Below are 24,976 nucleotides of genomic sequence, written 5' to 3'. Positions count from 1 at the left end.
ATCGGTGCGACCTCACCATCGATCGGCTGGTGCCGGGACGGACCGCGAGGACGGCTGGCGCCGGCAACCGACGGCCCACGGCGCCGCGACGGCGAGCAGCACGCGGCGGGTGGTGGCGTGGACCTCAGGCGTAGTCCTCGATGCGCCACTCGTCGTGCCACTCGATGACGGGGCGATCCCCGTCGAACCGGATCGGCAGCCAGACGTAGTCGGCGACCGAGGGGTCGACGTGCGCGAACTCCTCCATGGGCTCGTCACCGTCCCTTCCCGGGGCGAAGTGCTCGGTGAAGGCGGTGATCGCCTCGGACGAGTCCGCCGTGTACCGGGGCAGCCACCGGTCGCCGAGGGCGATGTACAGGTCCTCCTTGCCCGGGTGCTTGAAGACCGAGCTGATCTGCGACCGGAAGGAGTTCCGGTCGGTGTCGGTGGGGTGCAGGTCCCCGAGCACGGTCCAGGGGCCGTGGTACGTGTCCGCCACGGCCGCCTCCGACGGGTTCGGGTAGTAGCCGGTGGTGCCCGAGGTGAGGAGGTAGTGCTTGCGGTTCCGGTGGAAGTACGCCGGCGCCTCGCGCACCAGCGGCGGCTGCGGCTGGGGGAAGTGCGTCGAGTAGTACCCGGTGACGTCGGTGTAGTCGTCGCTCAGGTCCGCCACGATCATCTCCGAGTGCACCCGCTCGAAGATGTAGTAGCCCTTGCCGTCGTGGGGGTCGACGACGAGGTCGAAGTCCCCGGCGCTCATCCCGAGAGGGCGCAGGCCGGACCGCACGCGCCGGTACGGCCCGAGGATGTCGTCGGCGACCAGGACGGTGGACCGCTGCACCGATCCCTTGGACATCACCTTCAGCCAGCACACGTACCGCCCGGTGCTCTCGTCGTAGACGATGTGCGGCCGGTCCATGCCCGTGCTGGGGTGCAGTGGCGAGTCCGGGTCGTCCGGCTCCGGCGGCACGATGAGCCCGCGGTCGGTCCAGCGGTACAGGTCGGTCGAGGAGTAGCAGCGCACCCCCCAGTGCCAGATTCCGCTGCCCGGCGTCGAGAGCTCCTTGTTCTCGCCGTACCAGTAGAACGTGTCACCGACGGTGATGATCGAGCCTCCGTGGGCGTGGATCCGCTTGCCGTCGGTGTCGAGCCACACCTCGCCGGGCGTGATCGCGTCCTTCATCGCGCCTCCTCCACGGTGGGTACGTCCTCGATCACGGCGGCGGTCCACACGTGCCGTCCCGCTCCCACCTCGTGCGTCGCGCCGTCGGGCAGCACGACGTCGGCCCGGACACCGAACGGCACCTCGACGAGGACCTCGACCTCGTCGCCCCGCCGCGTCCAACCGGTCTCGATCCGACCGTACGGGCTGTCCAGGCGCGCCGAGGCGCTGGTCAGCCCGCCGCCCACCCGCGGTGCGACCCGGACGCGCCGGTAGCCCGGGGCGGCGGGTGCGAGGCCGGCCACCACGCGATGGAGAAAGTCCACCACCGCGCCGAGGGCGTAGTGGTTGAAGCTGGTCATGTCGCCCGGGTTGACCCTCCCGTCCGGGAGCATCGAGTCCCACCGTTCCCAGATCGTGGTGGCGTCCATCGTCACCGGGTAGAGCCACGACGGGCACGCCCGCTCGAGCAGGAGCCGATAGGCGGTGTCCATCTGCCCCGTGTCGGCCAGGGCGTCGCAGACGATCGGCGTGCCGACGAACCCGGTCTGGATGCGGTGGTCACCGTCCCGGACGAGCTCGGCCAACCGGCGTCCCGCGACCTCGCGCTGCCCGTCGTCGGCCAGCAGGCCGAACGCGATCACGAGCGCGTAGCCCGTGACCGACTCGTGGGCCAGGCGTCCGTCGGGCAGGACGTAGGCGGTCCGGAAGCCGGCAGCGGACCGCTCGCCGACCTTGCGGTAGCGGGCCGCGACGTCATCGCGGCCCAGCACCTCGGCGGCCTGGACCAGGAGCCGAGCCGACCGGACGATGTAGGCGGTCGTGACGAGGTGCTTGTCGGTGCGGCCGGCTCCAGGATCGTCCGGCGGCGCGGCCGGGTCGAGCCAGTCGCCGAGGCCGAACCCGGACCGCACCACCCCGTCGTCGTCGGCACGGGAGGCGAGGTGGTCGACCCACCCGGACATGGAGTCGAACTGCTGGGCGAGGATGCCGGCGTCGCCGTAGCGCTCGTACATGGTCCAGGGCACGACGACGGCCGCGTCGCCCCAGGCTGCGGTCGAGTCGGACGGGAAGCCGCACGGCACCCACGGCACGAAGTTGGGCACCGCACCGTCGGGTGCGCCCTCGACGGACCCACCCGGCCCCTGCTCGTCGGCGACGTCGCGCAGCCAGCTGTCCAGCACCCCGCCGCTGCGGTACAGGTAGGTCGCGGCTGGGGCGAATACCTGGATGTCGCCCGTCCAGCCCAGCCGTTCGTCGCGCTGCGGGCAGTCGGTGGGCAGGTCGACGAAGTTGTCCCGCATCGACCACACGGTGTTCTCGTGCAGCTTCTCGAGCAGCGGGTCGCTCGCGGCGAACCAGCCCGTGCGTGCCATGTCGGTGTGCACGACGACGGCATGCACGTCGCTGCGCTGGAACGTTCCGGGCCAGCCCTCCAGCTCCACGTAACGGAAGCCGTGGACCGTGAACCGCGGCTGGTAGACCTCGCCTCCCGGCTCGCCACGCAGGACGTAGGTGTCGGTCGACGTGGCCGTGCGCAGGGGACGGGTGCCGAGCTCGTCGTTCTCGAGCACCTCGGCATGATGGAGCCGCACCGTCGCGCCCGCCGCCCCGCACACCCGGATCTCCACGCGTCCGGAGACGTTCTGCCCGAAGTCGAGCCGGATGCGCCCGTTGGCGCGGCGCTCCACCGCGACCGGGGCGAGTCGCTCGACCTGCCGGACCGGGTCTCCGACCGCCGGCTCGAGCCGCGCCGTGACCGAGCCGAGCGGGCGGATCTCGGGCCGACGCCAGGTCGTGTCGTCGAACCCCGCGAGCGACCAGGCCGGGTCGTGGCGGCGCGCGTCGTACGTCTCGCCCTCGTAGAGCGCCGTCGCGACGGTCGGGCCGTCGGCCGTGGTCCGCCAGTCCAGGTCGACGATGCGCACCGCACCGTCGGTGTCGGTGAGCTCGAGCTGGGCGACCAGGCCCAGGTGCGACCCGTACAGATCCCACACGCCGCCGTCGAACCCGATCCGGCCGCGGAACCAGCCGTCGGCGATCTCGACGCCGAGGGCGTTGTCACCGGACCTCAGGAGCGGGGTGACGTCGTAGGTCTGGGTACGCAGCCGGTGGTCGTAGCTGGTCCATCCGGGCGCGAGATCCTGGTCGCCGACCTCGGCGCCGTTCAGCTCGGCGCGGTAGACCCCCTGCGCGGTGGCGTAGAGGCGCGCGCGCACCGGGGTCCGCTCCACGGTGAACTGGGCACGGAGCAGATGGGCGGGGCGCGGGCCGACGCCGCGCATCGCGCTCGGCGACGGCACGACCAGCGGGACCCTCCAGTCGGCTCGGTCCAGCAGGGCGGCCTCGATGGTCAGGAAATCGCTCCAGCGTGCGACGGTGCCGTCGTCGGCGGTGACCCGCACCCGCACGGCGACCTGCTCGCGGGAGGCCAGGGGGGCGAACGGCCAGTCGACCAGCACCTGGTCGGGCCCGTGCACGACGGCGGTCTCGCGCCGTCCGTGCCGAACGACCTCGACGTCGGCTCGAGCCTGGGTCCCGGTGCCGCCCTCGACGGTCCAGCTCAGTCGTGGCACCGAGGTGCCCAGACCGAACCCGTCGCGACGGTGTTCCACGCGTGGCGTGGTGGTGCGCATCGTCATCCCTTCACCGAGCCTGCTGTGAGGCCCTTCATGACCTTCTGGTTGAGGAACAGGTACAGCAGCAGCGTGCCCAGCACGTTCACGGAGATCGCCGCGAACATGGGCCCGTAGTCCACCGAGCCGTAGGAGCCGGTGAAGTTGAGCAGTCCGACCTGGATGGTCCGCAGTCCGGGGCTGTTGACGAAGGTCATCGAGATCAGCAGGTCGTTCCACAGGAAGAAGAACTGCACGAGCGCCACGGTGAAGACGGCGTTGCGCACCAGGGGCAGGCCGACGGACCAGAACAACCGGTAGACGTTCGCGCCGTCGATGGTGGCCGCCTCGAAGACCTCGCGAGGCACGGCGCGGAAGTAGGTCGCCATCATGAACACCGTCAACGGCATGCCGATGGCGACGTAGGTGATGATCAGCGGCCACAGGGTGCCGGTGAGGTCCAGGTTGAAGTAGATCGTGAACAGCGGGAGCAGGATCATCTGGACCGGGACCATGATCCCGGCGAGGAAGAGGAGCAGCACGGGGCCGCGGCCCTTCCACACCATGACCTCGAGCGCGAACCCCGCCGCGGTGCCGAGCAGCACGATCAGGGCCAGGGACGGGAAGACGGCGAGGACGGAGTTGACGATGTAACCGGCCAGCCCGCCGCCGACGAACGCCTCCACGTAGTTGTCGAGGCTCCACTGCTGGGGCAGGGACCAGAACGGGGCGGAGAGGAACTCGTTCTGCGTCTTGAAGGAGCCCAGGAGCAGCCACACCAGCGGGTAGACCACGACGATCAGCAGCAGCGTGACGCCGATGTGGACGGGCAGGTTCCGCAGGGTGCGGCGGGCGCGCCGGGGCCGACGGGTGACGGTGGGCGCGGGGGTGAGCTGCGGGGTGCGCAGCGTGTCGGTGGTCATCGGGTCACCCCTTGGTGAGGTCGCGGCGCGTCGAGTTGAAGATCACGACGGTGACGACGAGGCAGAGGATGGTCAGCATGAGGGCGATGGTGGAGCCGTACCCGTAGTTGCCGTAGCTGAACGCGGTCTGGAACATGTAGACCGTCAGGGGCGTGGTGGAGCTGCCGGGCCCGCCGTTGGTCAGCGCGACGATGGTGTCGAAGACCTTCAGGGTGCCGTTGATGGAGAAGATCACGGCGGAGATCAGGACCGGCGCGGAGAGCGGGACGACGACGGAACGCACCAGGCGCCACCCGCCGGCGCCGTCGATCCGTGCGGCCTCGATGACCTCGTCAGGGATCTCGACGACGCCCGCGAAGAGCAGCACGGCGTAGAACCCCATCGAGCGCCACAGATCCAGCAGGATGATCACCCAGAATGCCGCGGTCGGGTCGCCGAACCAGTCGATGTTCGGGCCACCGAGGGCCTGGATGATCGTGTTGACCGGTCCCACGGTGGGTGCCGCCTCGAAGAAGCGCCGGAAGAGCAGCGCGACGGCCACGGTGGGCAGGATGACCGGGAAGAAGACGAGGGTACGGACCACCGCCGAGGACCGCTTGAGGTGGAAGACGTACAGGAGCGACAGCGCGTAGCCGAGGCCGACCTGCAGGATCGTCAGCACGAGTGCGTACCTGATGGTGAACAGGACAGCGTCGTGGGCGGTGGGGTCACCGAAGAACTTGACGAAGTTGCCGAGTCCGGCGAACTCGAATCCGCGGATGGCGTTGCCGTCGGCGAAGGTGTAGCCGACCGACCAGAAGATCGGGACGAGCATGACGAGGGTGTAGACGAGGAGTGCGGGACCGAGCAGCAGCGCGACGGCGCGGCGGTCCCCGAGGACTTGTCGCATGGGTGGGCTCTCCGTGATCGGTGCGGGGGGTGGAGGGCGTCGGACGTGTCCACCCCCCGCGCGGCGGTGGTCAGTTGCCGCTGGCGTCCTGGACGAGCTTCATGAACTCCTGGCCGGTGAGGTCGCCGGTGGCGAGTCCGCCGCCGTTGCTCTGGCTGACCGTGGTCGCCTCCGGCGAGAAGAGCGCCTCGAACCACAGCACCGAGCTGGGGGCGTCGGCGATCGTGTCCTGGACGAGGGTGGTCAGGTCGCTCTGGCCCTCGGCCTTCGTGACCTCGAAGCCGGTGACCTGGCCGAACTCGTCCAGGGCGGTCTGTCCGTAGTTCTCTGCGACGCAGCCGAGCCAGTCCTTCTGAGCCTTGCCGTACTGGGCGGTGGTGAACATGACGGGGATGCCGACGTTGGCGGGCACCGCGTCGATGCTGCCGGCGCCCCCCTCGACCGCCGGGAACGGTGCGAAGCCGATGTTGTCGACGCCGATCTGGTTCTGCTCGGGGTCGTTGAAGTTCGCCACGGCCCAGGAGCCCATGTAGAGGAAGGCGCCGTTGCCGGTGAGGAACTGGCTGAGCGAGGTGTTGTAGTCGATCGACCCGGCGGCGTCGCCGAAGTAGCCCGCGCGCCCCAGGTCCGCGACGGCATCGGCAGCCGCGACGTACTCCGGGTCGGTCAGGGAGGCCTCCCCGTCGGCCACCTTCTGCAGCGCGTCAGGACCGAGGTCACGGAAGATGTAGTTGCCGACGAGGCGGGTGACCGGCCAGCCGTCCTGGCCGGCGGCGATGAACGGCTGCACGCCGGCGGCGTCCAGCTTCTTGGCCGCGGCGACGAGGTCGTCCCAGGTCTGCGGCGGCTCGATGCCGTTGTCGGCCAGGATCTGCTTGTTGTACCAGAAGCCCTCGATGTTGAACTCGCTGGGCAGGGCGTACAGGTCGTCGGACCCGTAGAGCGCCTTGATGGTGGACTCCGCAGCGGGCAGGACCTTGTCCTCGACGCCCAGGTCGGCGAGCTCCTCGCTGAGGTTCACCACCTGGCCCGCGTCGATGAGCTCCTGCATCATCGTCGGGGTGCCGCCGGCCATCGACATGTTGGACAGGGCGTCCTGGCCCGCGAGGAGCTGGATCTGCTGGTCCCAGTTGGAACCGTCGATGGCGTCCGGCGTGAGGGGGGCCGCGTCGTTCTCGGCGGAGCACTGGTCGGCGGCGAGCGACTTGAGCGTGCCGACGATGGTGGTGTTGTCGTTGGAGCCGAGGTAAGTGAACTCGTCGCTGCCAGCGCCGGCGCCGCCGCCGGAGTCGCTGCCGGAGCAGGCGGTCAGGGCGAGCGCGGAGATGCCTGCGGTCGCGACGGCCGCGGTGATGCGGCTGACTCGCTGGGTAGTGAACACGTTTCCTCCTTGAAAGGGTCCATCTTGGAGCGCTTCATCGCGGCGCCAGACGGTGTTCTTGAACCGCTTCAATGCTGATCCGAAGCGCGACGTTGAATCGCTTCAGTGACACGATGGCGGAGAGGTCCGCCGGCTGTCAATCGTTCGTTGCCCGATCGTTATCCGGGCGTGGGGCGCACGGTGATCGCTTGCCGCGCCGCCCAGCCCACCGTGCTGGGGCGAGCGATGAGCTGCGGCTGGCAGGTCACGAGTCGGTGCCGGTGCCCGGGCGACGTCGCGGCGTTCATCTCCTCGAGAAGGAGCTTGGTCGCCTCCCGGCCGATCTCCTCGCCCGGTTGGCGCACCGTCGACAGCGGGATCGTCGAGTCCCAGGCCGCGCGGTTGTCGTCGTAACCGATGATCGCGAGGTCCTGGGGGACGCGCAGGGACGAGCCCACGAGGACCGACTGCAGGACGCCCAGCGCCAGCAGGTCCGCCGCCGCCACGACCGCATCCGGTCGCAGGTCCGCGGTGCGTGCGGCGATCTCGTCACCCACACGCCGGCCGTCCTCCACGCGCACGTCGTGGGTCCGTTCGACCTCGAGCGAGACGCCGGGATGCTCGGCGACGGCGCGCTCCACGCCGGCCAGCCGGTCGCGTACCGGCACGAGCTCGGTGGTCCCGGCGAACAGCAGCCGGGTGCGGCCCTGCTCGATGACGTGCGAGGCGGCCAGGTACCCGCCGAGCTCGTTGTCCGGAACCACTGAGCAGATGTCCGAGTGGTCCCCGGGGGCGTCGACCAGGACGACGGGCAGTCCGCGGGCACTGTGGTGCAGGTCCTGGGTGGATCCGTGGTTTGCCGCGATGAGGATCCCCGCGACGCGTTCCTCGACGAACAGGTCGAAGTAGGTCCGCTGCTTGTCCTCCGACAGGTCCGAGTTGGCCAGCAAGAGGTTCAAGCCCGCCGTCCCGGCCGCCTCCTCGGCGCCGCGCGCGATGTCGAGGAAGTAGGAGTTGGACAGGTCGATGATGACGAACCCGAGGGTGGTGCTGCGCCCGGCGGCCAGCGAACGCGCCACCCCGTTCCGGACGAACCCGAGGCTGGCGATGGCGGCCTCGACGCGTTCGCGTGTCGCGGGGGCGACGCGGGCGGTGCCGTTGAGCACGTTGGAGACGGTGCCCATCGACACCCCGGCCGCGCGCGCCACGTCCGAGATGCTCGGCGCGTGCCTCGTGCCCACCGTCGCTCCTTCGCCCACGTGCTCTCCGTCGTCGTCACGAAGATTACCCGCGCCTCGGCACACCGGACGGCACCATCCAGCAGTCGACGAGCTGTCCGAGCCGGAGAGAGGTCAGCGGGCGGACCGCCCCTGCGCGGCGGACGTGCCGAGGTCGCTGCCCTCGAGCTCGTGCCCGTTCTTCACGGCGGCGGCCCACGTCGTGGTGTCGGCCACGCGAGCCCAGTTGGAGTGCAGGAGAGTCATGAGGGTCTCGTGCACCTGGCGGGCGGGCGCCGTGCCGGCCTCGTTGGCGAGGTCGACGGCGCCGGTCGCGTCGGAGAGCACCTCCACAGTGAGCCCGAGCGGCTCGGCGGCGGCCGCCGACGCGAGCACACAGTTGTTCGTCATGTAGCCCACCAGGGTGAGCGTGTCGACATCGTGCTCGCGGGCCCAGGACTCCAGCTCGGTGCCGGCGAAGATGCTCGAGTAGCTCTTCGTCACACGGGCGGCGGCTGATGCCGCTCGCCGCTCGATCTCGGGGTGCAGCTGCCAGGTCGCCGAGCCCGCGGCGAACACCGGCGAGCCGGCGGGCAGCTCGTGGCGGACGACGACGACGGGGACGTCCGAGGCGTCGGCGGCGCAGAGGGCCTCGAGGATCCGGGCGAGCGAGCCCTCACGCGGCGGGTACTGGACGGGCAGGGCTCCGCCGTCGAAGTACTCCTGCTGGGCATCGACGACGACGAGGGCGCGGCGGGGGACAGGCACTGGCGTTCTCCTTCGTGGGGCGGTGCGGCGCGAGGTCGCGCCGCCGCGTCCCACTGTCGTGGTCTCGAGGGCGCTAGCGTGAGTGGCAGACAAGCACACTGTCGATGAGATCAGGACATGCCCATGCGAGTAGCCGTTCGTGCCTTCGACGGGATCACGGCGTTCCACCTGGCGTCGCCGCTGCTCGTGTTCGGCGAGGCGTCCCGCCAGCAGCCGGGGGCCGGCTGGACCACGACGGTCTGGAGCGACGACGCACGGCCCGTGCTGACCTCGGAGGGCTTGTCGGTGGGAGACCTGCACGGACCGGAGGCGGCCGAGACCGCGGACCTGCTCGTCCTGCCCTCCTGGCCTGCCGAGTACCCCGATCCGGACGACACGCTCGTCGGCACGCTGCGCAGGGCGCACGAGCGTGGCGCATGGATCGTCGGCCTGTGCCTGGGCGCGTTCCCCGTGGTCGCCAGCGGCGTGCTCGACGGGCGCACCGCGACCACGCACTGGGCGGCGGCGGCCGAGCTCGCGCGGCGCTACCCGCGGGTGGACGTCCGGGCCGAGGCGCTCTACGTGGACCACGGCGACGTGCTGACGTCCGCCGGGACCGCGTCGGGGCTCGACGCCTGCCTGCACGTCGTGCGCGAGCGGCTCGGCGCGGCGGTCGCCGCGGACGTCGCGCGGCGTCTGGTGATCGCGCCGCACCGCGAGGGCGACCAGGCGCAGTACATCGAACGTCCGCTGCCCGGCGACGACCCCGGCCCGCTCCACGACACCGTGACCTGGGCTCTGGAACATCTCGACGAAGACCTGTCCGTCGACCGGCTCGCCGAGCGGGCGTGCATGAGCCCGCGGCACTTCTCGCGTCGCTTCGCCGAGTCGACCGGCATGACGCCCGCGCGGTGGGTCCTGGACCGCCGCCTCGACGAGGCGCGTGGACTGCTGGAGACCACGGGGCTCCCGATCGGTCGCGTCGCCGCAGCGTGCGGTTTCGCCAGCGTGGTCACGTTCCGGCAGAACTTCGCCGCACGGTTCTCCACCACGCCGACGTCCTACCGGACCAGGTTCGCGACAGCGGGGTCGTGAGCTTTCTTGCGGCCGAGGTGCCCCGGGGCGGCGGTCAGGAACGGCGACGCGCGCGCCTGGACCCGACGACGGCGGCGGCGACCACCAGCAGCGCCCCGGCCGTCATGATCGCGGCGCCGAGGCCCGCGGTCACCCACGGCAGGTTCACCGGGATGCCGAGGTGCACCGTGAGGCCGAGGATCCGCGAGAGCCCCCACGGCAGCACCATCATCTGGTCGTTCCAGGCCGTCAGGACCGTCTCCAGCCCGATGGCGCCGACCACGATCCCGCCGACCAGCACCGGAGCCGACACCGCGAGCAGCACGCGTCCGGCGGTCGCCGCCGGTCCGAGCCCGAGGGAGCGCAGCGCGAACCAGGCGGCGGCGACCACCCAGCAGAACGCCGCGAACGCGATCGTCACGTACACGGCGCGGGACGTCGGGTCCGCCCACAGCCCGTACCAGTAGCCGCCCGGTCCGGTGGACGAGAGAGCGACCAGCAGGACGACGGTCCGCAGCACCGCGGCGCCTCCGACGGCGCCCGCCACCGCGAACGCGGCGCCCCGGCCGACGAGAGCCTGCAGCACCGCCACGAACAGGACCCAGGCGCCGAGCACGAGGACCAGGTGCACCCACCCCAGCGCCCAGGTGTACGCCACGCGGCTCAGCACCAGGGCGGCGGCGGGGAGCGTCCAGACCAGGACGCGATCGGTGCGCGTCGCGGCCGCGGCCAGCGGCGCGACCCGCCAGGGCCGGGTGGCGCCGAGCCACAGGGCGCGCAGGGCGGTGGCGCCGCGCCTGGACCGCCCCCGGGCCAGCAGCCGCTGCCCGGGCTCGGTGCCCAGCAGCAGGGCGACCACGAGCAGGAGCCCGAGGACCCGCGCGACCCAGGCCACCGGCAGGTCGCGGGCGGCGCGCTCGATGCCGAGGTCGGCCGCGGTGAACGTGTACGCGGGCAGGAAGAGGTCGTCGCCGTAGGTCTCGACGTGGTGGGCGCGGGAGGACTCGTAGGCGTCGCGCGCCGACGCCCACGCCCCTCGCGCGTCAGACGCTCCGGTGTCCAGCCAGCGGCCGTGCTGGAGGACGACGTCGCGGTAGTCGGCCAGGACCGTGAACAGGTCGACCTCGTAGTCCAGCGCCGCGAGGAACTGCTCGCGCAGGGCGGGGTCCCGCCACGTGGCCGGATCGGTGCCGGCGACCACGGCGCGCATCTGCTTCGCGACGTCGACGGCGGCGTGCCCCTCGGCCAGCGCGGCGTCCAGGTCGTCGCCGACGATCGAGGAGATCGAGTCCAGCGCCGCGGCGTCACCGGACAGGATGTCCCACTCGAAGATCCACATCATCGGCGGCGGCTCGAGGCCCAGCGCCCGCACCTGGTCGCGGGCGAACGCGCCGATGTACAGGCCGTGCCGGATCGCGTCGCGGGACTGCGCCATCGCGTCGCCGATCGCGGCGACGGTCTGCGGGTCGTCGGAGAACGTGGCGCGTGCCCAGTCGGCGGTGATCTCGCCCGGGTCGGCCTGCGGGTCGGCGGCCAGGCGTGCCGCCGCGTACGTGTTGAGGTCGTAGAGCTGCCAGAAGCCGGACTTGCGGTACAGCGTCATCGGCCCGGCCTTCCACGGACCGCCGTCCTGTGCCCACGCCCACACGCCTTCGAGGTGCGGGTTGACGTCCCGATAGTGCTGCAACGCCTGCTGGTAGGCGGACCCCAGGTCGTTGGGCAGCGCCCCGAACGCCTCGAACTCGCGTCGCGACTGGAGCTCGACGATCCGGCGCTGGTCACCGACCTCCAGCGTCGGGTTCAACGGCAGCCACGAGTAGAAGTCCCCGGCGACGTACTTGGTCGAGACCACGAGAGCGTCGGAGTCGATGCCGGCGAGCACCGCCGCGTACGAGTCCGGGTTGGTGTGCATGTCGCCCACCGCGCCCACGCCGACCGACCAGGACCGGAAGATCACGTCCTTGCCGTGATCCTCGGCGACCCGGGTGAACGCGGTCAGCATGGCGCGCACCGACGCCGCGTCGGTCACGTCCAGCTCGGACCAGTAGTCCCAGCTGGGCAGGTCGTAGATGCGGCCCGCCTCGCCGATGCGGATCATGAGCCCGTCGACCGCCGGCATCGTGTCGAACACCTCGGCGAGCCCGGCGGCATACACGTCCCACAGCTCAGGATCGGTGGTGTCCAGGCCGTGCTCGTCGAGATAGGCCTGCAGGGGTGTGGTGAGCATGAGCATGTCGGTCTGCAGGTAGACGTCCATGCCTGCCTCGTCGGCGTCGGCCCACAGCCCGCCGAAGTCGCGCTGCATCGTCCTGGCGCGGGCGACGTGCTCGTCGGACGCGTCGTAGACGGGCTCGTCGAGGCCGTCGAACGTCACGTACTCGAGGAACCCCGGGACGACGACGCCCGTGAAGCCCTCGGCGAGCTGCGACCTGACGTACCCGCGGAAGTCGTCGGCGTCGTCGGCGAAGCTCGCCGGGTCCACGTAGGGCGCACCGGACACGATGCTGTCCGCGAACGACCCGCCGTTGTGGGAGTAGGGGTCGCCCTCGCGCCAGCCCTGCGGGTCCGGCTCGACTCCCGTGGCGCCCTTGTCGACCAGGCGCATGCTCATCGCCGGCGCCTGGACGACGCCGTCCTCCGCCGCGGGCCACGGGTCCGTCCCGGTGCGGACGCGGTCGGCCAGGGTGTACAGCCCGTGGGCCGCGCCGTCGTCCGTGGTGGCCTCGAGGAGCCAGCCGTCGCCGGTGCTGGTCAGGCGGGAGGTCTCGTCGCGCCGCCCTGACGTCGCGCCCTGGGTCTGCGGCGCGGGCGGCAGGTCGACGCCCGTCGTCACGGTCAGGACGCCGGTCCCGGCGCCCGGTGACTCGCTCCCCGCCGCGGAGGTGTCGGCGTCGTGCACCGCCACGGCCGCGGTGCCGCGCGCCGCGAGCGCGTCCACGACGGCGTCCGCCGCCAGCGTGAGCTGGAGCCGGTCCGCGGTGCGGACCTCGGAGATCTTCGGCGGTGCCGCGGGGGCGGTCGCGGGGGCCGCCTGCGGGTGCTCGGGCGCAGGGGAGACCCGTTCGGCCGAGACCGCGAGCAGACCGGCGAGCTGCGTCGCGACGACGAAGCCGAGCACGAGCAGGACGACGGCGGTGGCGGCCGCGTGCCAGGGGCGCCGGCGCGCGCCGGGGCGAGGGACAGGAGACACGGCGTGAGTGTAGGTGACCCAGGTCACAAGCCGGGCCGGTCGGCATACCCGGGGCCGACTGACGGGCCAGGGGCCTCGGGCACGCCCCCTGGGGGTCCGGCCAGGGACGCCCCCTGGCGCCTTCCCCGTGGCTCCGGAGGGAGTCTCGGAGAGCGGGGGACGACCTCCGCGTCACCCAGGAGGGAAGGCCCCATGCCCGTCATCCGCTTTCAGCTCGACTCCTCGCTCAGCGCCCCGGAGGCCTTCGGGGTGCTGACCGACTTCACCGCCGCGCGGCCGGACGCCTGGCCGACGATCGACGCCGACCACTTCGAGGTGCACGCGCTCGGCGCGAGCTGGGCCGACGTCACCGAGGGCACCGCGTCCGCGTGGGAACGCGCGCACTACGAGTGGGACGCCGACGCCGGCCGCGTCGACATCACGACGCTCGACTCGAAGGTCTTCGGCCCCGGCGGCGGCTGGGTCTTCCAGGTCACCCCGACCGCCTCGGGCTCCCGCATCGACGTCGAGCTCACCCGGCACCCCGAGTCCCTCAAGGGCAGGCTGCTGGCCGCGCTCCTGCCCCTCGTGGCGCCGGCGTCGCTCCGCAAGTCGTTCAGCGGCCCGCTGCACGCCGTCGCCTGACCTGCCACCACCGATCGCCCACCACCGATCACCCACGACCTACCACCCGTCACCGGCGGCACGGCCGCCGCGACTGAGAGGAACGACCCCATGTCCGAGATGAACCCCGCCCCGGAGCGTGTCTGGCTCGTCACCGGGAGCTCCCGCGGCTTGGGCCGCGCCGTCGTCGAGGCCGCGCTCGAGCGCGGCGACGCCGTCGTCGCGACCGCCCGCCGCACGGACGATCTCGCCCCCTTGACCGAGCGCTTCGGCGACCGCGTGCTGCGCACCCCGCTCGACGTCACGGACCCCGAGGCGGCACGGGCCGCCGTCGCCGCCGGGGTCGACCGTTTCGGACGGCTCGACGTCGTCGTGAACAACGCCGGCTACGCCGACAGCGCGGCGATCGAGGAGATGCCCGAGGACGTCTTCCGACGCCAGATCGAGGCGAACCTGTTCGGCGTCGTCAACGTCACCCGGGCCGCGCTGCCCGTGCTGCGCCGACAGCGCTCCGGGCTGTTCCTCCAGCTCTCCTCGGTCGGCGGCCGGGTCGGCGGCACGCCGGGCATGGGGGCCTACCAGGCCGCGAAGTTCGGTGTCGAGGGGTTCTCCGAGGTGCTCGCCGCCGAGGTCGCTCCCTTCGGCGTGCGCGTCGTGATCGTCGAACCGGGCGCCTTCCGCACCGACTGGCAGGGCGGCTCGATGCAGCGGTACCCGGCGGGTGCCGACTACGCGGCGACCGTCGGCGCGATCAACGACCTGCGCGCCGAGACCGACGGCACCCAGGCCGGGGACCCGGCACGGGCCGCCGAGCTGCTCGTGAGCCTCCCGGAGCGGCCCGACCTCCCGCTCCGGCTGCCGCTCGGCTCCGACGCCGTCGAGCGCGCGCTCGCCGGCGACCAGCGCCGCATCGACGAGACGACGGCGTGGGCCGACGCGAGCCGGAGCACCGACTTCGCGGTGCTGTGACCATGCCCGCGACGACCCGGTCCCGCCTGGGGCGGGTGCTCGTGCCGGGCACGGCGGTGCCCACGCGGGCCGGGGACCGCACGACGCCGTTCGAGATCTTCTTCGACCTCGTCTTCGTCTTCGCCCTCACCCGGGTCGTCGCGCTCGTCGAGGCGGCGCCCGGGGCAGCCGCGCTCGGACGTGGGCTCGTGCTGCTGCTCATGCTCTGGTGGTCGTGGTGCGCGTTCATCTGGCTCGGCAACCAGGTGCGCCTCGACCGGGGGTTCGTGCGGGTCGGGATGCTCGTCACGATGGCGGCCCTGTTCGTCATCGGGCTCGTGGTCCCCGAGGCGTGGGTGGCCCGCCCGGGCGTTGTCGCGCCCGCGGTCGTCCTCGCGATCGCCTTCACGGTGGTGCGCGCGTGCTACGTCGTGCTCCTCGTGGCGGTGGCCTGGCGCCGCCGTCGGCTGCGCACGCAGATCCTGCTCGACCTCGTCCCGCAGTCGCTGTCGATCGGCCTCCTGTTCGCCGGCGCGCTGCTCGGGGGAGGGTGGCAGACGGCGCTGTGGGCGAGCGCGTTCGTCGTCGACTTCGGCGGCGGGCGGTCCGCGTCGCGGTACCGCGGCTGGCGGGTGGGCAGCGCGGGGCACCTCGCCGAGCGGCACGACCTCGTGCTCATCATCGCGCTGGGCGAGACCGTGCTCGCCACCGGCGCCCGGGTCGACCCGTGGACCTCCGACCCCGCCGCGCTCGGCGTCGTGCTGCTCGGCTTCCTGCTGACCGTGAGCCTGTGGTGGGCGTTCTTCGGGAGGCTCTCGGGCGAGGCGGCCCGCGCCCTGGAGAGCTCCGACCGCTCCCGGCGTTCGGCGCTCGCGCGTGACGGGTACACGTTCGGGCACCTCCCGATCGTGGGCGGCGTGGTCCTGGTCGCCCTCGGCGTCGCCCTCCTGCTCGACGACGTCGCGGGCGCGCCGGGCGCACCCGCCGACGGGTTCGCCGTCGCCGTCCTCGCCGGGGGCGTCGTGAGCTTCCTGCTCGGCCTGGAGACGTTCCGGTGGGTGCTGCTGGGCAGGTGGCGGCCCGAGTCGGCGGTCGCTGCTGCACTCGTGCTCGCGACCGCCGCCGCGTCGCCGTGGCTGGCGGCCTGGACCGTGGCCGCCGCGGTCGCGGGGATCGTCACGGTCGCAGCCGCCGTCGTCGGGGGAGCGCCGCCCCGGACGAGGCGAGGGGGAGCGCCCGCCCCGTCAGCCGGACGCGACCAGCGCGTCGCGCAGGGCCGTCGCCAGCTGTCGCCGTGACGTGATGCCGAGCTTCCCGAACACCTTGCGCAGGTGCCACTCGACCGTCCGCGGGCTGAGGAAGAGCTGGGCCCCGATCTCCGGGTTCGTGCTCCCGGTCGCGGCGAGGCGCGCGATCTGGCGCTCCTGCGCCGTCAGCTCGTCGACGGGGCCGGTGGCCGACCGGTGCACGACCTCCCCGGTCGCGGCCAGCTCCCGCGCGGCCCGCTCCGCGAAGGCGTGGGCACCGAACCGGACGAGCTGCTCGTGCGCCTGGCGAAGGACGTCGCGGGCCTCGACACGCCGGTTCTGGCGGCGCAGCCATTCGCCGAACAGCAGCCTGGCCCGGGCCTCGGCGGTACCGACCCGGGTGCGGCCGAGGGCGTCGATCGCGGTGCGGTAGAGCGCCTCGGCGTCGCCGTCGTCGGCGAGCAGCGCGGCCGACCTGGTGGCGAGGCCGACGGCCCAGTCCGTCCCCGTCGCCGCGGCGATCTCCTGGAGGCGGGCTGCCGCGGGCCGGCCCTGCTCGGGGACGCCCGCGCGCACGGCGGCCTCGACGTGCTCGGGAAGCACCCAGGCGGCGAGGCCGATGTCGAACGGGTGACCGTCCGCGCCGGCCGTGGCCGCGAGCGCCTCCGCGTAGCGGGCCCGGGAGTTGTGCAGGACCCCGCTGTGCAGCACGTCCGAGAGCCGCCACTGCGCCTCGCCGCGTTCGGCGACCCGGCGCGCCACCGCGGCCGAGGACTCCTGCTTCGCCGCGTCGTCACCGCGGTAGGCGGCGAACCAGCCGGCCCGGTCGGGGCCTTCCGGGACGTCGCTGGCGGCCATGATCTCGCGGAGGCCGCCGTAGAGCTCCTCGGCGTCGGCGATGCGGCCGCTCATGAGCAGGATCGGGTAGTGCTCCGACATCGCCATGGCGAGGGTCGAGAACGCGCCGTCCTGCTGGCAGGCGTCGACGAACTCGGCCGACGCGTCCGCGTACGTGGCGTCGTCGAGGAGCACGCGGGCGACGAGGCAGGTGAGGGGGAGCCAGCGCATCGCGCCGACCTCCTGGCTGACGTCGGCCCCGTACCCCCGCATCGGGTCGGTGTCGCCCTCGTCGGTGTCCGCGTCGAGCGAGCGCAGCGCGGTGAGTGCCGCGCGCAGCATGGGTGCGGCCGGACCGTAGCCGTCGAGCGCGAGGACGGCGAGCCCGCGCAGCGCCTCGCGCGCGGCGCGCGACCCGGGGCTGAGCGGCGCGGTGGCGTCGGTGGCGAGGATGCCGTGCGCGACCTCTGGGATGCCGGTGCCGCGGGCGGCGGAGCCGGCGAGGACCGCGGCGATGAAGGCGTTGGCGTAGGTGACCGTCGCGGCGTCGCCGTCGAACGGTGCGAGCCGGTTCGCGGCGTCGAGCAGCAGCTGCGCGCCGTCGCGGCCGGGGGAGACGTAGAACTGGACGTGGCCGCGGACGAGGTCGACGCGCGCCTGCTGGTGGGCGTTGAGCAGCTCGGGTTCCACGCGATCGACGAGTCGTTGCGCCTGCTGCATGGAGCCGGCGCGGAGGGTGTCCTCGGCGGCCATCAGCATCCGGCGGGAACGCATCGTGCGGTCGGGGGTCAGCTCCGCCCCGCGGACGTGGAAGCTCGCCGCGGCGACGACCCCGCCGCGCACCCGGGCGCGGTCGGCGGAGCGCACCAGCTCGGCGGCGACGTCCTCGTCGAAGCCGAGGGTGCTCTCGGCGAGGTGCCAGGCCCGCCGGTCGGGGTCGAGCGCGGGGTCGGTCGCCTCGGCGATCGCACGGTGCGCGGCGCGCCGGTCGGCGGCCGGCTCGGCGGCGACGACGGCGGAGCGCACGAGGGGGTGCCGGAAGCGCAGACGTGCGCCGAGGTCGAGGAGGTTCTCCTCGATGGCGGGGGCGAACGCGGCGGCGTCCAGGCCGAGCGAGGCGGCTGCGGCGAGCACGAGCGTGGGGTCGCCCACGGGCTCGATGGCGGTGACGAGCAGCAGCCGCCGGGTGTCGGCGGGCAGCCGCTCGACGCGGCGCCGGAAGGCGTCCTCGAGCTGGGCGCTCACACCCATCCGGCCGTGGGGCGCGGGCGGGGCCGCGAACTCCCCGGCGCCCCGCCGGAGCTCGACGAGCGCGAGCGGGTTGCCACGCGACTCGGCGACGATGCGTTCGCGCACGGCCGCGTCCACGGGGCCGGCGACGACGCTGGCGAGCAGCGTGCGCGCGTCGGCGTCGTCGAGCGGGCTGACCACGAGGTCCTCGATCGCGGCGAACCGCTCGTCGACAGGCTCCCGGACGGCGAACACGATCCCGACGGACTCGGCGACGAGGCGCCGCGCCACGAACGCGAGCACCTGGGCCGAGGCCTGGTCGAGCCACTGCGCGTCGTCCACCAGGCACACGAGCGGGCGGGTCTCGGCGGCATGGCTGAAGAGGCTCAGCACCGCCAGGCCGAGGACGAACCGGTCCGGGGCGGGCCCGGAGCGCAGGCCGAGCGCGACGCCCAGCGCGAGCGACTGCGGTTCCGGGAGGGAGTCCAGGCCCTCGAGGACGGGCGCGCACAGCTGCTGGAGGCCGGCGAGCGCCAGCTCCATCTCAGACTCGACGCCGACGGCCCGCAGCACCCGGCAGCCGGTCGCCTGTGCGGCGACCTCGTCGAGGAGGACCGTCTTGCCGAGCCCCGCCTCGGCCCGCAGGACCAGGGCCCGGCTCTCGCCGCCACGGACGCTGGCGACGAGCCGGCTGAGCCGCTCGCGCTCACGACGACGCCCGATCAGGGCCGGGCCGTGCGCGCTGGGCGTCATGGACGCAGAGCCTAGCCGCAGGCCACGGGCGGGGCGGCGGGTGCCCGCGGGCACGTCGGTGCGGACGTCGGGGTGGAGGTCCGTGTGGAGGTCAGCGTGGAGGTCCGGGCCGGCGGGCGCGGCGACGTGCGGGTCACCGTGGTTCACGGGCCGTCCGGGTGAACTCGGCCGTGGCGACCCGCCACCGGCCCTCGTCGAGCCGGTAGGCCAGGGCGAGGGAGCCCGCGCCGTGCCGGGCAGGGCTCTCGCCGTCCGGGTAGAGGGTGTCCTCGACGGACCAGGTCCCGTCGGCGCGGTCGTCGGCGAGGACGTCGAGCTCCTCGTCGGACGACTGGACGACGAGCCGCCCCGGTCCGACCGCGCGATCGATCGCGGCCCCGATCCCCGAGCTGGCGGCGAAGCAGCCGAGCTCGCCGTCGGGACCGTAGGCGCGGAACCGGCCGTCGGCGGTGAACACCGCCTCCAGCTCGGCCCAGTCACGGGCGGAGGCGGCGCGGCAGAGCCGGGCCTGCACGCGGCGGAGCTCCTCGAGCACGAGCAGCCGGTCGAGGGGCGCCAGCGGGTCGGTCATGCGAGTCCCCGTCGTGCGGTCGTGGTGCGGTGGGTCATCGGAGTCCCTTCGTGTACGGCGTCTGGCGTCAACACCGCCAGCGTCGCGCTCGCCGCCGTGCGGGACACCAGGGGAACACCCTGGTCGGCACCCTGGGGTCGTCGCCGCGCGGCGCGCAGGGCCGCGCCCCGGCCGGACGCCGGGCCGCCGGTCGGACACCAGGGCCTCACCCAGTGCCCGACCCAGTACCTCACCCGGTGGTCGTCCAGGGGGTGACACCGGCGCCTCGGCGTGGGCCCGCACGCGACGGTGGCTGCCATGCACACCACCACACCACCGCCCCGCAGCCCGCGTGCGACCGCTCGTGCCGCGCTCGCCGTCCGCCCCGCTGCTGCCCACCGCGCCGCCACGCGCGTCCTCGCCGTCCTCGGCGCGCTCGCCGTGCTGCTCGCCTGCTGGGGTTCGCTCCTGCCGCCGGCGCACGCTGCCGCACGTCCCGCACCACCGGTCACGCCGGTCGTGCACGTCGACTCCGGCGACCTGCACGGTGCCGCGACGTCGGCCGGCCTGGAGTTCCGCGGCGTGCCCTACGCGGCGCCGCCGACCGGCGAGCTCCGGTGGAAGCCGCCGCAGCCGGTCAGCCCCTGGTCCGGCGTCCGTGCGGCGACCGCGTACCCGCCGGTCTGCCCGCAGGCGCCGCCGAGCCCGAACGGCCAGAGCGAGGACTGCCTCTACCTCAACGTGACCGTGCCGTCCGGCACCGCCGCCGACGCGAAGCTCCCGGTGATCGTCTGGATCCACGGCGGCGGCTTCGAGCTGGGGGAGGGCGCGGACTACGAGGCGTCCGACCTCGCATCCCACGGGGCCGTCGTCGTCACGATCAACTACCGGCTCGGCCTGCTCGGCTTCCTGTCCCACCCCGCGCTGGCCGACCGCGGCGGCGCCAGCGGCAACTACGGCCTCATGGACCAGCAGGCGGCACTGCGCTGGGTGCACCGGAACATCGCCGGCTTCGGCGGTGACGCCAAGAACGTGACGATCGCGGGCCAGTCGGCCGGCGGGCTGTCGGTCGCGATGCACCTGGCCTCACCGGGCGCCAAGGGGCTCTTCCAGCGCGCCGTGATCCAGAGCGGGGCGTTCGCCCCGGTGCAGAAGACGCTCGCCCAGGCGGAGAAGGAGGGGGTCGCGTCGGCGGCGGCGGTCGGTTGCGCCGATCAGGACTCGGACCAGACCCCCGGACAGACTGCCGACTGCCTGCGGCACGTGCCCGTCGAGACCCTGGTCGCGCACCAGCCGCTCTCGATCACGCCCGGCGTCGTCGACGGCGCCGTGCTGCCGCGGTCGGTGGGCGACGCCATCGCGACCGGGCGCTTCCACCGGGTGCCGATCCTCAACGGCGTCAACACCCAGGAGAACCGCATCTTCACCACGCTCGGCCTGAGCGTGACCCGCGGCGCCACGGCGGTCCTGCCCGGCCCGGTCGACGCGTCGAGCTACGAGTCCACCATCGCCACGAACTTCGGGGTCGACGCGCGGACGGCGTCGTTCATCGCGAAGGCCTACCCGCTGTCGCGGTACGCCTCGCCGGCGCAGGCGTTCAGCGTGCTCAACTCTGACGCCAACTTCTCCTGCCCCGCGTTCGCGCTCGACGGCGCGGCCTCCCGGTGGGTGCAGACCTACGGGTACGAGTTCAACGACGCCGAGGCACCCCGCCTGTTCGCGCCCGACACGCTGGGCGCGCCGTACGCGGCGACGCACCAGTCCGAGCTGGCCTACCTCTTCGACCAGCCCAACGCCCCGCTGCCCGGCCAGCTCTCGCCGTCCCAGCAGCAGCTCGCCGACACCATGCAGACCGCATGGGTCCAGTTCGCGCGCACCGGGTCCCCGACGACCGCCGCCACGCCCTGGCCGCGGTTCGACCTCCGCAGGCAGCAGATCCTCTCGCTCGACGACCCGGCCCCGACGGTCGAGCGCGGGTTCGCGGTCGACCACCGGTGCGGCCTCTGGGCCGCGGTCGACCTGTTCGGCTCGCACTGACCGCGCCGCCACCCGCATCCCACGACCTGCACCCCACCACCCGCAACCCACCACCCGCAACCCACCACCAGGACCGAGAGGCCACGTCATGATCGACAGAAGATCGTTCCTCCGCACCACCGGTGTGCTCGCCGCGGCCGGAGCCGTCGGCTCCCAGGCCGGCCCCGCGATCGCCGGCCCGCCCGCCACCGGCCCGTCCGCGCAGGTCCCCGTGCTGCCGGTCCGCCCGGCATTCCCCGAGATCAAGCAGGTGAGGGCCGGCGAGCTCGACGTGGGCTACGCCGAGCTCGGCCCCGCGCGAGGGACGCCGGTGATCCTGCTGCACGGCTGGCCGTACGACATCCACAGCTTCGCCCGGGTGGCACCCCTGCTCGCCGACCAGGGGTACCGAGTGATCGTGCCCTACTTCCGCGGGCACGGGACGACGACCTTCCTGTCCACCCGCACCTTCCGCAACGCCCAGCAGTCCGTCATCGCGCTGGACATCATCGCCCTGATGGACGCGCTGCGGATCCCGAGCGCGGTGCTCGCGGGCTACGACTGGGGCTCGCGCACCGGCGACATCATCGCCGCGCTCTGGCCGGAGCGGGTCCGGGCCCTCGTGTCGGTGACGGGCTACCTGATCACCAACCGGGAGGCCAACGAGGAACCGCTCCCGCCGGCCCTCGAGTGGGCCTGGTGGTACCAGTACTACTTCGCCACCGAGCGGGGTCTGCGCGGACTGAACAACCCGCAGTACCGCGACGAGCTGGCCCGGCTGGTGTGGACGTTCAACTCGCCCACCTGGTCGTTCGACACGGCGACCTTCGCCCGGACCGCAGCGGCGTTCACCAACCCGGACTACGCCGCGATCGTCGTCCACAACTACCGCTGGCGGCTCGGCCTCGCGCCCGGCGACCCGAGGTACGACCGGCTGGAGAAGCGCCTGGCCGCCGGACCCACGATCGGCGTGCCGACGATCACGATCGACGGCGCGGACGACCCGTTCACCCCGGACGGCGACGGTGCGCGATACCGCGCCAAGTTCGTCGGCCCCTACGACCACCGGACCTTCGCCGTCGGGCACAACGTGCCGCAGGAAGCGCCGGAGAAGTTCGCGCAGGCGGTGGTCGACGCCACCGGCCTGTGACCCGAGCCCCCTGTGCCTCCAGGTCCGGACGGAGCCCCGTCCGGACCTGGACGCGCGCCGAGGACCGCACGGGCGGGACGGCGTTCGCGGCCGCACTGGTGGTGAGGGCGGTGCGGGGGTACAACGAAGCCATGGGCACGGTGCGCGTCTACCTCCTCGACGACCACGAGCTGGTGCGCCGAGGGCTGCGGGGCCTGTTCGAGACCGAGGACGGCTTCGAGGTGGTCGGAGAGTCCGGCTCGGCCCTCGAGGCGATGCGGGACATCCCGCGGTGCCGCCCGGACGTGGCGCTGCTGGACGTGCGCCTGCAGGACGGGTCGGGCGTCGAGGTGTGCCGCGAGCTGCACTCCTCGATGCCCGGGCTGCGCGCCCTGATGCTCACGTCGTACGACGACGACGAGGCGCTGTTCTCGGCGATCATGGCGGGGGCGTCCGGGTACCTGCTGAAGGTGATCGCCGGCTCGGACGTGCTCGACGCGGTGCGCCGGGTCGCGGCCGGCCAGTCCTTGATCGACCCCGCGCTGACGTCGCGCGTGCTCGAACGGCTCCGCGCCGGGCCCGCCGAGGCACCGGCGCTCGCGGCACTGAGCGAGCAGGAGCACAAGGTGCTGACGCTGATCGCCGAGGGGCTGACCAACCGGCAGATCGGGGCGCAGATGTTCCTCTCCGAGAAGACCGTGAAGAACTACGTGTCCAACATCCTGACGAAGCTGGACCTGGAGTCGCGGACCCAGGCCGCGGTGCTCGCGACCCGGCTGCTCGGCGGGTCGCAGGGTGCGGCTCCGGGTCGACGGCCCGTCTGATCCTGGCGGCCCTCAGGTCTCCTGGGTCGTCCCGTCGATCGGGACCCGCCACGTCAGGACGCTGCCCCGTGGCTGTCGCGGCGTGAGCTCGAGGGTGCCGCCCAGCTCCGCCGCGCGGTCGGCGAGGTTGACCAGCCCGCTGCGCGCCAGCGCCGGGTCGAAGCCGACGCCGTCGTCGCTGATCGAGCAGGTCAGCTCGTCCGGCCCGGCCTCCACGGTGACCCAGACGCCGTGCGCGGCCGCGTGCCGGGACGCGTTCGAGAGCCCCTCGCGCAGCACGGCGACGACGTGGTGGTGCAGCAGGGGGTCGACCATCGTGTCCACGGGGCCGTCGACCCGCAGGAGGGGGGCGGGGTCGAGCACGCGGGCGTACTCCGCCACGACGGCCTGGATCTTGGCCCGCAACGAGTGCGACTGCCCTCCCACGGTCCGCAGCCCGGCGATCGACTGGCGTACCTCGCGGATCGTCTCGTCGAGGTCGTGCGTCACGGTGCGGAGGCGTTCCTGGACCGCGGGCGGCGCCTGGCGGTCGATCGCCTGCAGCTGGAGCCCGAGGGCGAACAGGCGTTGGGTCACGCCGTCGTGCAGGTCGCGTGCGATGCGGTTGCGCTCCGCGAGGACGGCGATCTCCTGCTGCATGGCCCGCGTGTGCCGTCGCTCGAGGACGAGGGATGCCTGGGCGGCGAAGTTGGCGACGAAGTCGGAGTCCTCGCCGAGCGGTTCCGCGTACCCGCGGGTCGGGAACACGATGACGAGCGCGCCCCGGGTGAGCGTGTCGACGGACAGCCGGGTCATGACGGCGTGGCCGCCGCCCGGCAGGTCCGCCCAGCGCGTCTCGCTGCTGGCCATGGCGAGCATGAGGGCGGGGTGCAGCTGGGCGAGCGTGCGCCGAGGGTCCTCGCTCACGTCGCCGGCCGCCGCGCGGACGACGAACGTGCCGAGGGCGTCGGGGGAGGGGTCCGGGGCGATCGCCATCGCGGTCAGCCCGCCGGACGCGCGCAGCGCGGCGTGCAGGACCGCGTCGACGGCCTCGTCGGTCCCTGCGGCTCGCAGCACCGTCGAGGGCACGGTGGCGACCGCCTCGAGCCAGCGTGCGCGACGCTCCGCGGTCATGAGCAGACGGGCGTGGTCGATGGCGAGGCCGGCGAGGACGGCGAGGGCGGTGACGGCGGCCTCGTCGTCGGCGGTGAACGTCGGTCCTGTCGTCTTGTCGGTGAGGTAGAGGTTGCCGAAGACGTGGCCGCGCACCCGCACGGGCAGCCCGAGAAAGGTGGTCATGGGTGGGTGCCCGGCGGGGAACCCCGTGGAGGACGGGTGGCGGGACAGGTCGTCCAGCCGCAGAGCCTCCTGGTGGACGATCAGGTGGCCGAGGAGCCCGCGGCCGGTGGGCAGGTGCCCGATCTGCGCACGCTCGTCGTCGCTGATGCCCTCGGTGACGAACTCGACGAGGTGGCGGCGCGAGCGTCCGATGACGCCGAGCGCGCCGTACCGGGCTCCCGACAGCGTGCACGCGGCTCGCACGACACCGTGCAGCAGGTCCCGCAGGTCGAAGTCGGCGGCGACGCCGCTGACCGCCTGCAGGATGGCGTCCTGCACCTCGGCCGAGGTCTTGTCCACGGCCACGAGCGTAGGCCGGTCCCCCCGCTCCGGTCGCGCGGGCGCGCGGCCCTCGGAGGCGGGGGG

18 protein-coding genes are annotated in these 24,976 nt (G+C 73.2%); 7 read left to right on the top strand and 11 right to left on the bottom strand.

The window, feature by feature from the left end:
* Positions 1–124 precede the first annotated feature (124 nt).
* From ACWGKI_RS04330 to ACWGKI_RS04300, 7 genes are all read right to left on the bottom strand, one after another.
* A complete protein-coding gene (locus ACWGKI_RS04330) occupies positions 125–1,162 on the bottom strand; it encodes a family 43 glycosylhydrolase (protein ID WP_452184977.1) in 1,038 nt (345 codons plus the stop codon).
* Positions 1,159–3,777, bottom strand: a complete 2,619-nt coding sequence (locus ACWGKI_RS04325; RefSeq protein ID WP_452184975.1) for a family 78 glycoside hydrolase catalytic domain — start codon at positions 3,775–3,777, stop codon at positions 1,159–1,161. Before ACWGKI_RS04325 ends, ACWGKI_RS04330 begins: the two co-directional genes overlap by 4 nt.
* A gap of 2 nt (positions 3,778–3,779) precedes the next feature.
* Entirely contained in the window at positions 3,780–4,679 is a 900-nt protein-coding gene (locus tag ACWGKI_RS04320; RefSeq protein ID WP_452184973.1) for a carbohydrate ABC transporter permease, read from the bottom strand.
* A gap of 4 nt (positions 4,680–4,683) precedes the next feature.
* A complete protein-coding gene (locus tag ACWGKI_RS04315; RefSeq protein WP_452184971.1) occupies positions 4,684–5,568 on the bottom strand; it encodes a carbohydrate ABC transporter permease in 885 nt (294 codons plus the stop codon).
* A gap of 70 nt (positions 5,569–5,638) precedes the next feature.
* Complete coding sequence (locus ACWGKI_RS04310; RefSeq protein ID WP_452184969.1) at positions 5,639–6,949, bottom strand: ABC transporter substrate-binding protein; 1,311 nt, start codon at positions 6,947–6,949, stop codon at positions 5,639–5,641.
* 158 nt (positions 6,950–7,107) lie between these two features.
* Positions 7,108–8,169: a LacI family DNA-binding transcriptional regulator gene (locus ACWGKI_RS04305; protein ID WP_452184967.1), complete on the bottom strand. Its 1,062-nt coding sequence runs from the start codon at positions 8,167–8,169 to the stop codon at positions 7,108–7,110.
* 111 nt (positions 8,170–8,280) lie between these two features.
* Entirely contained in the window at positions 8,281–8,913 is a 633-nt protein-coding gene (locus tag ACWGKI_RS04300; RefSeq protein WP_452184965.1) for an isochorismatase family protein, read from the bottom strand.
* 123 nt (positions 8,914–9,036) lie between these two features.
* Between ACWGKI_RS04300 and ACWGKI_RS04295 the strand changes: the two genes are divergently transcribed.
* Entirely contained in the window at positions 9,037–9,987 is a 951-nt protein-coding gene (locus ACWGKI_RS04295) for a GlxA family transcriptional regulator (RefSeq protein ID WP_452184963.1), read from the top strand.
* 34 nt (positions 9,988–10,021) lie between these two features.
* Here the strand turns inward: ACWGKI_RS04295 and ACWGKI_RS04290 are convergent, their stop codons facing one another.
* Entirely contained in the window at positions 10,022–13,156 is a 3,135-nt protein-coding gene (locus ACWGKI_RS04290) for a hypothetical protein (RefSeq protein ID WP_452184961.1), read from the bottom strand.
* Between the two features lie 192 nt (positions 13,157–13,348).
* Here ACWGKI_RS04290 and ACWGKI_RS04285 point away from each other — a divergent pair, with 192 nt between their 5' ends.
* The 3 genes from ACWGKI_RS04285 (at position 13,349) to ACWGKI_RS04275 (ending at position 16,005) form a co-directional block, all read left to right on the top strand.
* On the top strand, positions 13,349–13,780 hold the full coding sequence (locus ACWGKI_RS04285) for a hypothetical protein (protein ID WP_380241255.1): 432 nt from the start codon (positions 13,349–13,351) through the stop codon (positions 13,778–13,780).
* A gap of 90 nt (positions 13,781–13,870) precedes the next feature.
* On the top strand, positions 13,871–14,728 hold the full coding sequence (locus tag ACWGKI_RS04280; RefSeq protein WP_452184959.1) for an SDR family NAD(P)-dependent oxidoreductase: 858 nt from the start codon (positions 13,871–13,873) through the stop codon (positions 14,726–14,728).
* Between the two features lie 2 nt (positions 14,729–14,730).
* Positions 14,731–16,005 carry a low temperature requirement protein A gene (locus ACWGKI_RS04275; protein ID WP_452184957.1) on the top strand — a complete coding sequence of 425 codons (1,275 nt, stop codon included), beginning with the start codon at positions 14,731–14,733 and terminating at the stop codon, positions 16,003–16,005.
* Here the strand turns inward: ACWGKI_RS04275 and ACWGKI_RS04270 are convergent.
* Positions 15,952–18,774, bottom strand: a complete 2,823-nt coding sequence (locus tag ACWGKI_RS04270) for a helix-turn-helix transcriptional regulator (protein ID WP_452184955.1) — start codon at positions 18,772–18,774, stop codon at positions 15,952–15,954. The two genes, ACWGKI_RS04275 and ACWGKI_RS04270, sit on opposite strands and share 54 nt — an antisense overlap.
* Before the next feature lie 133 nt (positions 18,775–18,907).
* Positions 18,908–19,345: a nuclear transport factor 2 family protein gene (locus tag ACWGKI_RS04265; RefSeq protein ID WP_380241263.1), complete on the bottom strand. Its 438-nt coding sequence runs from the start codon at positions 19,343–19,345 to the stop codon at positions 18,908–18,910.
* A 297-nt stretch (positions 19,346–19,642) separates the two neighbouring features.
* Between ACWGKI_RS04265 and ACWGKI_RS04260 the strand changes: the two genes are divergently transcribed.
* The 3 genes from ACWGKI_RS04260 to ACWGKI_RS04250 all read left to right on the top strand — a co-directional run bounded on the left by ACWGKI_RS04260 (position 19,643) and on the right by ACWGKI_RS04250 (position 23,293).
* The gene (locus ACWGKI_RS04260; RefSeq protein WP_452184953.1) at positions 19,643–21,361 is read left to right on the top strand and encodes a carboxylesterase/lipase family protein; all 1,719 of its coding nucleotides are present in this window, start codon (positions 19,643–19,645) and stop codon (positions 21,359–21,361) included.
* Between the two features lie 88 nt (positions 21,362–21,449).
* Complete coding sequence (locus ACWGKI_RS04255; RefSeq protein ID WP_452184951.1) at positions 21,450–22,490, top strand: alpha/beta fold hydrolase; 1,041 nt, start codon at positions 21,450–21,452, stop codon at positions 22,488–22,490.
* 131 nt (positions 22,491–22,621) lie between these two features.
* Positions 22,622–23,293 (top strand): response regulator, encoded by a 672-nt coding sequence (locus tag ACWGKI_RS04250; protein ID WP_452184949.1) that lies wholly within the window; start codon positions 22,622–22,624, stop codon positions 23,291–23,293.
* Between the two features lie 12 nt (positions 23,294–23,305).
* Here the strand turns inward: ACWGKI_RS04250 and ACWGKI_RS04245 are convergent, their stop codons facing one another.
* On the bottom strand, positions 23,306–24,910 hold the full coding sequence (locus tag ACWGKI_RS04245; RefSeq protein WP_452184947.1) for a GAF domain-containing protein: 1,605 nt from the start codon (positions 24,908–24,910) through the stop codon (positions 23,306–23,308).
* Between the last annotated feature and the right edge of the window lie 66 nt (positions 24,911–24,976).

This window comes from Isoptericola sp. NPDC055881 (assembly GCF_053615895.1).
Note: the sequence above shows the minus strand (reverse complement) of the source record. Positions and strands in the feature narration are given on the sequence as shown.

Coding starts and splice junctions, on each gene's coding strand:
- ACWGKI_RS04320 (WP_452184973.1), bottom strand. CDS start 4,679: ATGACCACCGACACGCTGCGCACCCCGCAGCTCACCCCCGCGCCCACC.
- ACWGKI_RS04265 (WP_380241263.1), bottom strand. CDS start 19,345: ATGACCGACCCGCTGGCGCCCCTCGACCGGCTGCTCGTGCTCGAGGAG.
- ACWGKI_RS04330 (WP_452184977.1), bottom strand. CDS start 1,162: ATGAAGGACGCGATCACGCCCGGCGAGGTGTGGCTCGACACCGACGGC.
- ACWGKI_RS04270 (WP_452184955.1), bottom strand. CDS start 18,774: ATGACGCCCAGCGCGCACGGCCCGGCCCTGATCGGGCGTCGTCGTGAG.
- ACWGKI_RS04250 (WP_452184949.1), top strand. CDS start 22,622: ATGGGCACGGTGCGCGTCTACCTCCTCGACGACCACGAGCTGGTGCGC.
- ACWGKI_RS04280 (WP_452184959.1), top strand. CDS start 13,871: ATGTCCGAGATGAACCCCGCCCCGGAGCGTGTCTGGCTCGTCACCGGG.
- ACWGKI_RS04295 (WP_452184963.1), top strand. CDS start 9,037: ATGCGAGTAGCCGTTCGTGCCTTCGACGGGATCACGGCGTTCCACCTG.
- ACWGKI_RS04255 (WP_452184951.1), top strand. CDS start 21,450: ATGATCGACAGAAGATCGTTCCTCCGCACCACCGGTGTGCTCGCCGCG.
- ACWGKI_RS04275 (WP_452184957.1), top strand. CDS start 14,731: ATGCCCGCGACGACCCGGTCCCGCCTGGGGCGGGTGCTCGTGCCGGGC.
- ACWGKI_RS04285 (WP_380241255.1), top strand. CDS start 13,349: ATGCCCGTCATCCGCTTTCAGCTCGACTCCTCGCTCAGCGCCCCGGAG.
- ACWGKI_RS04260 (WP_452184953.1), top strand. CDS start 19,643: ATGCACACCACCACACCACCGCCCCGCAGCCCGCGTGCGACCGCTCGT.
- ACWGKI_RS04325 (WP_452184975.1), bottom strand. CDS start 3,777: ATGCGCACCACCACGCCACGCGTGGAACACCGTCGCGACGGGTTCGGT.
- ACWGKI_RS04315 (WP_452184971.1), bottom strand. CDS start 5,568: ATGCGACAAGTCCTCGGGGACCGCCGCGCCGTCGCGCTGCTGCTCGGT.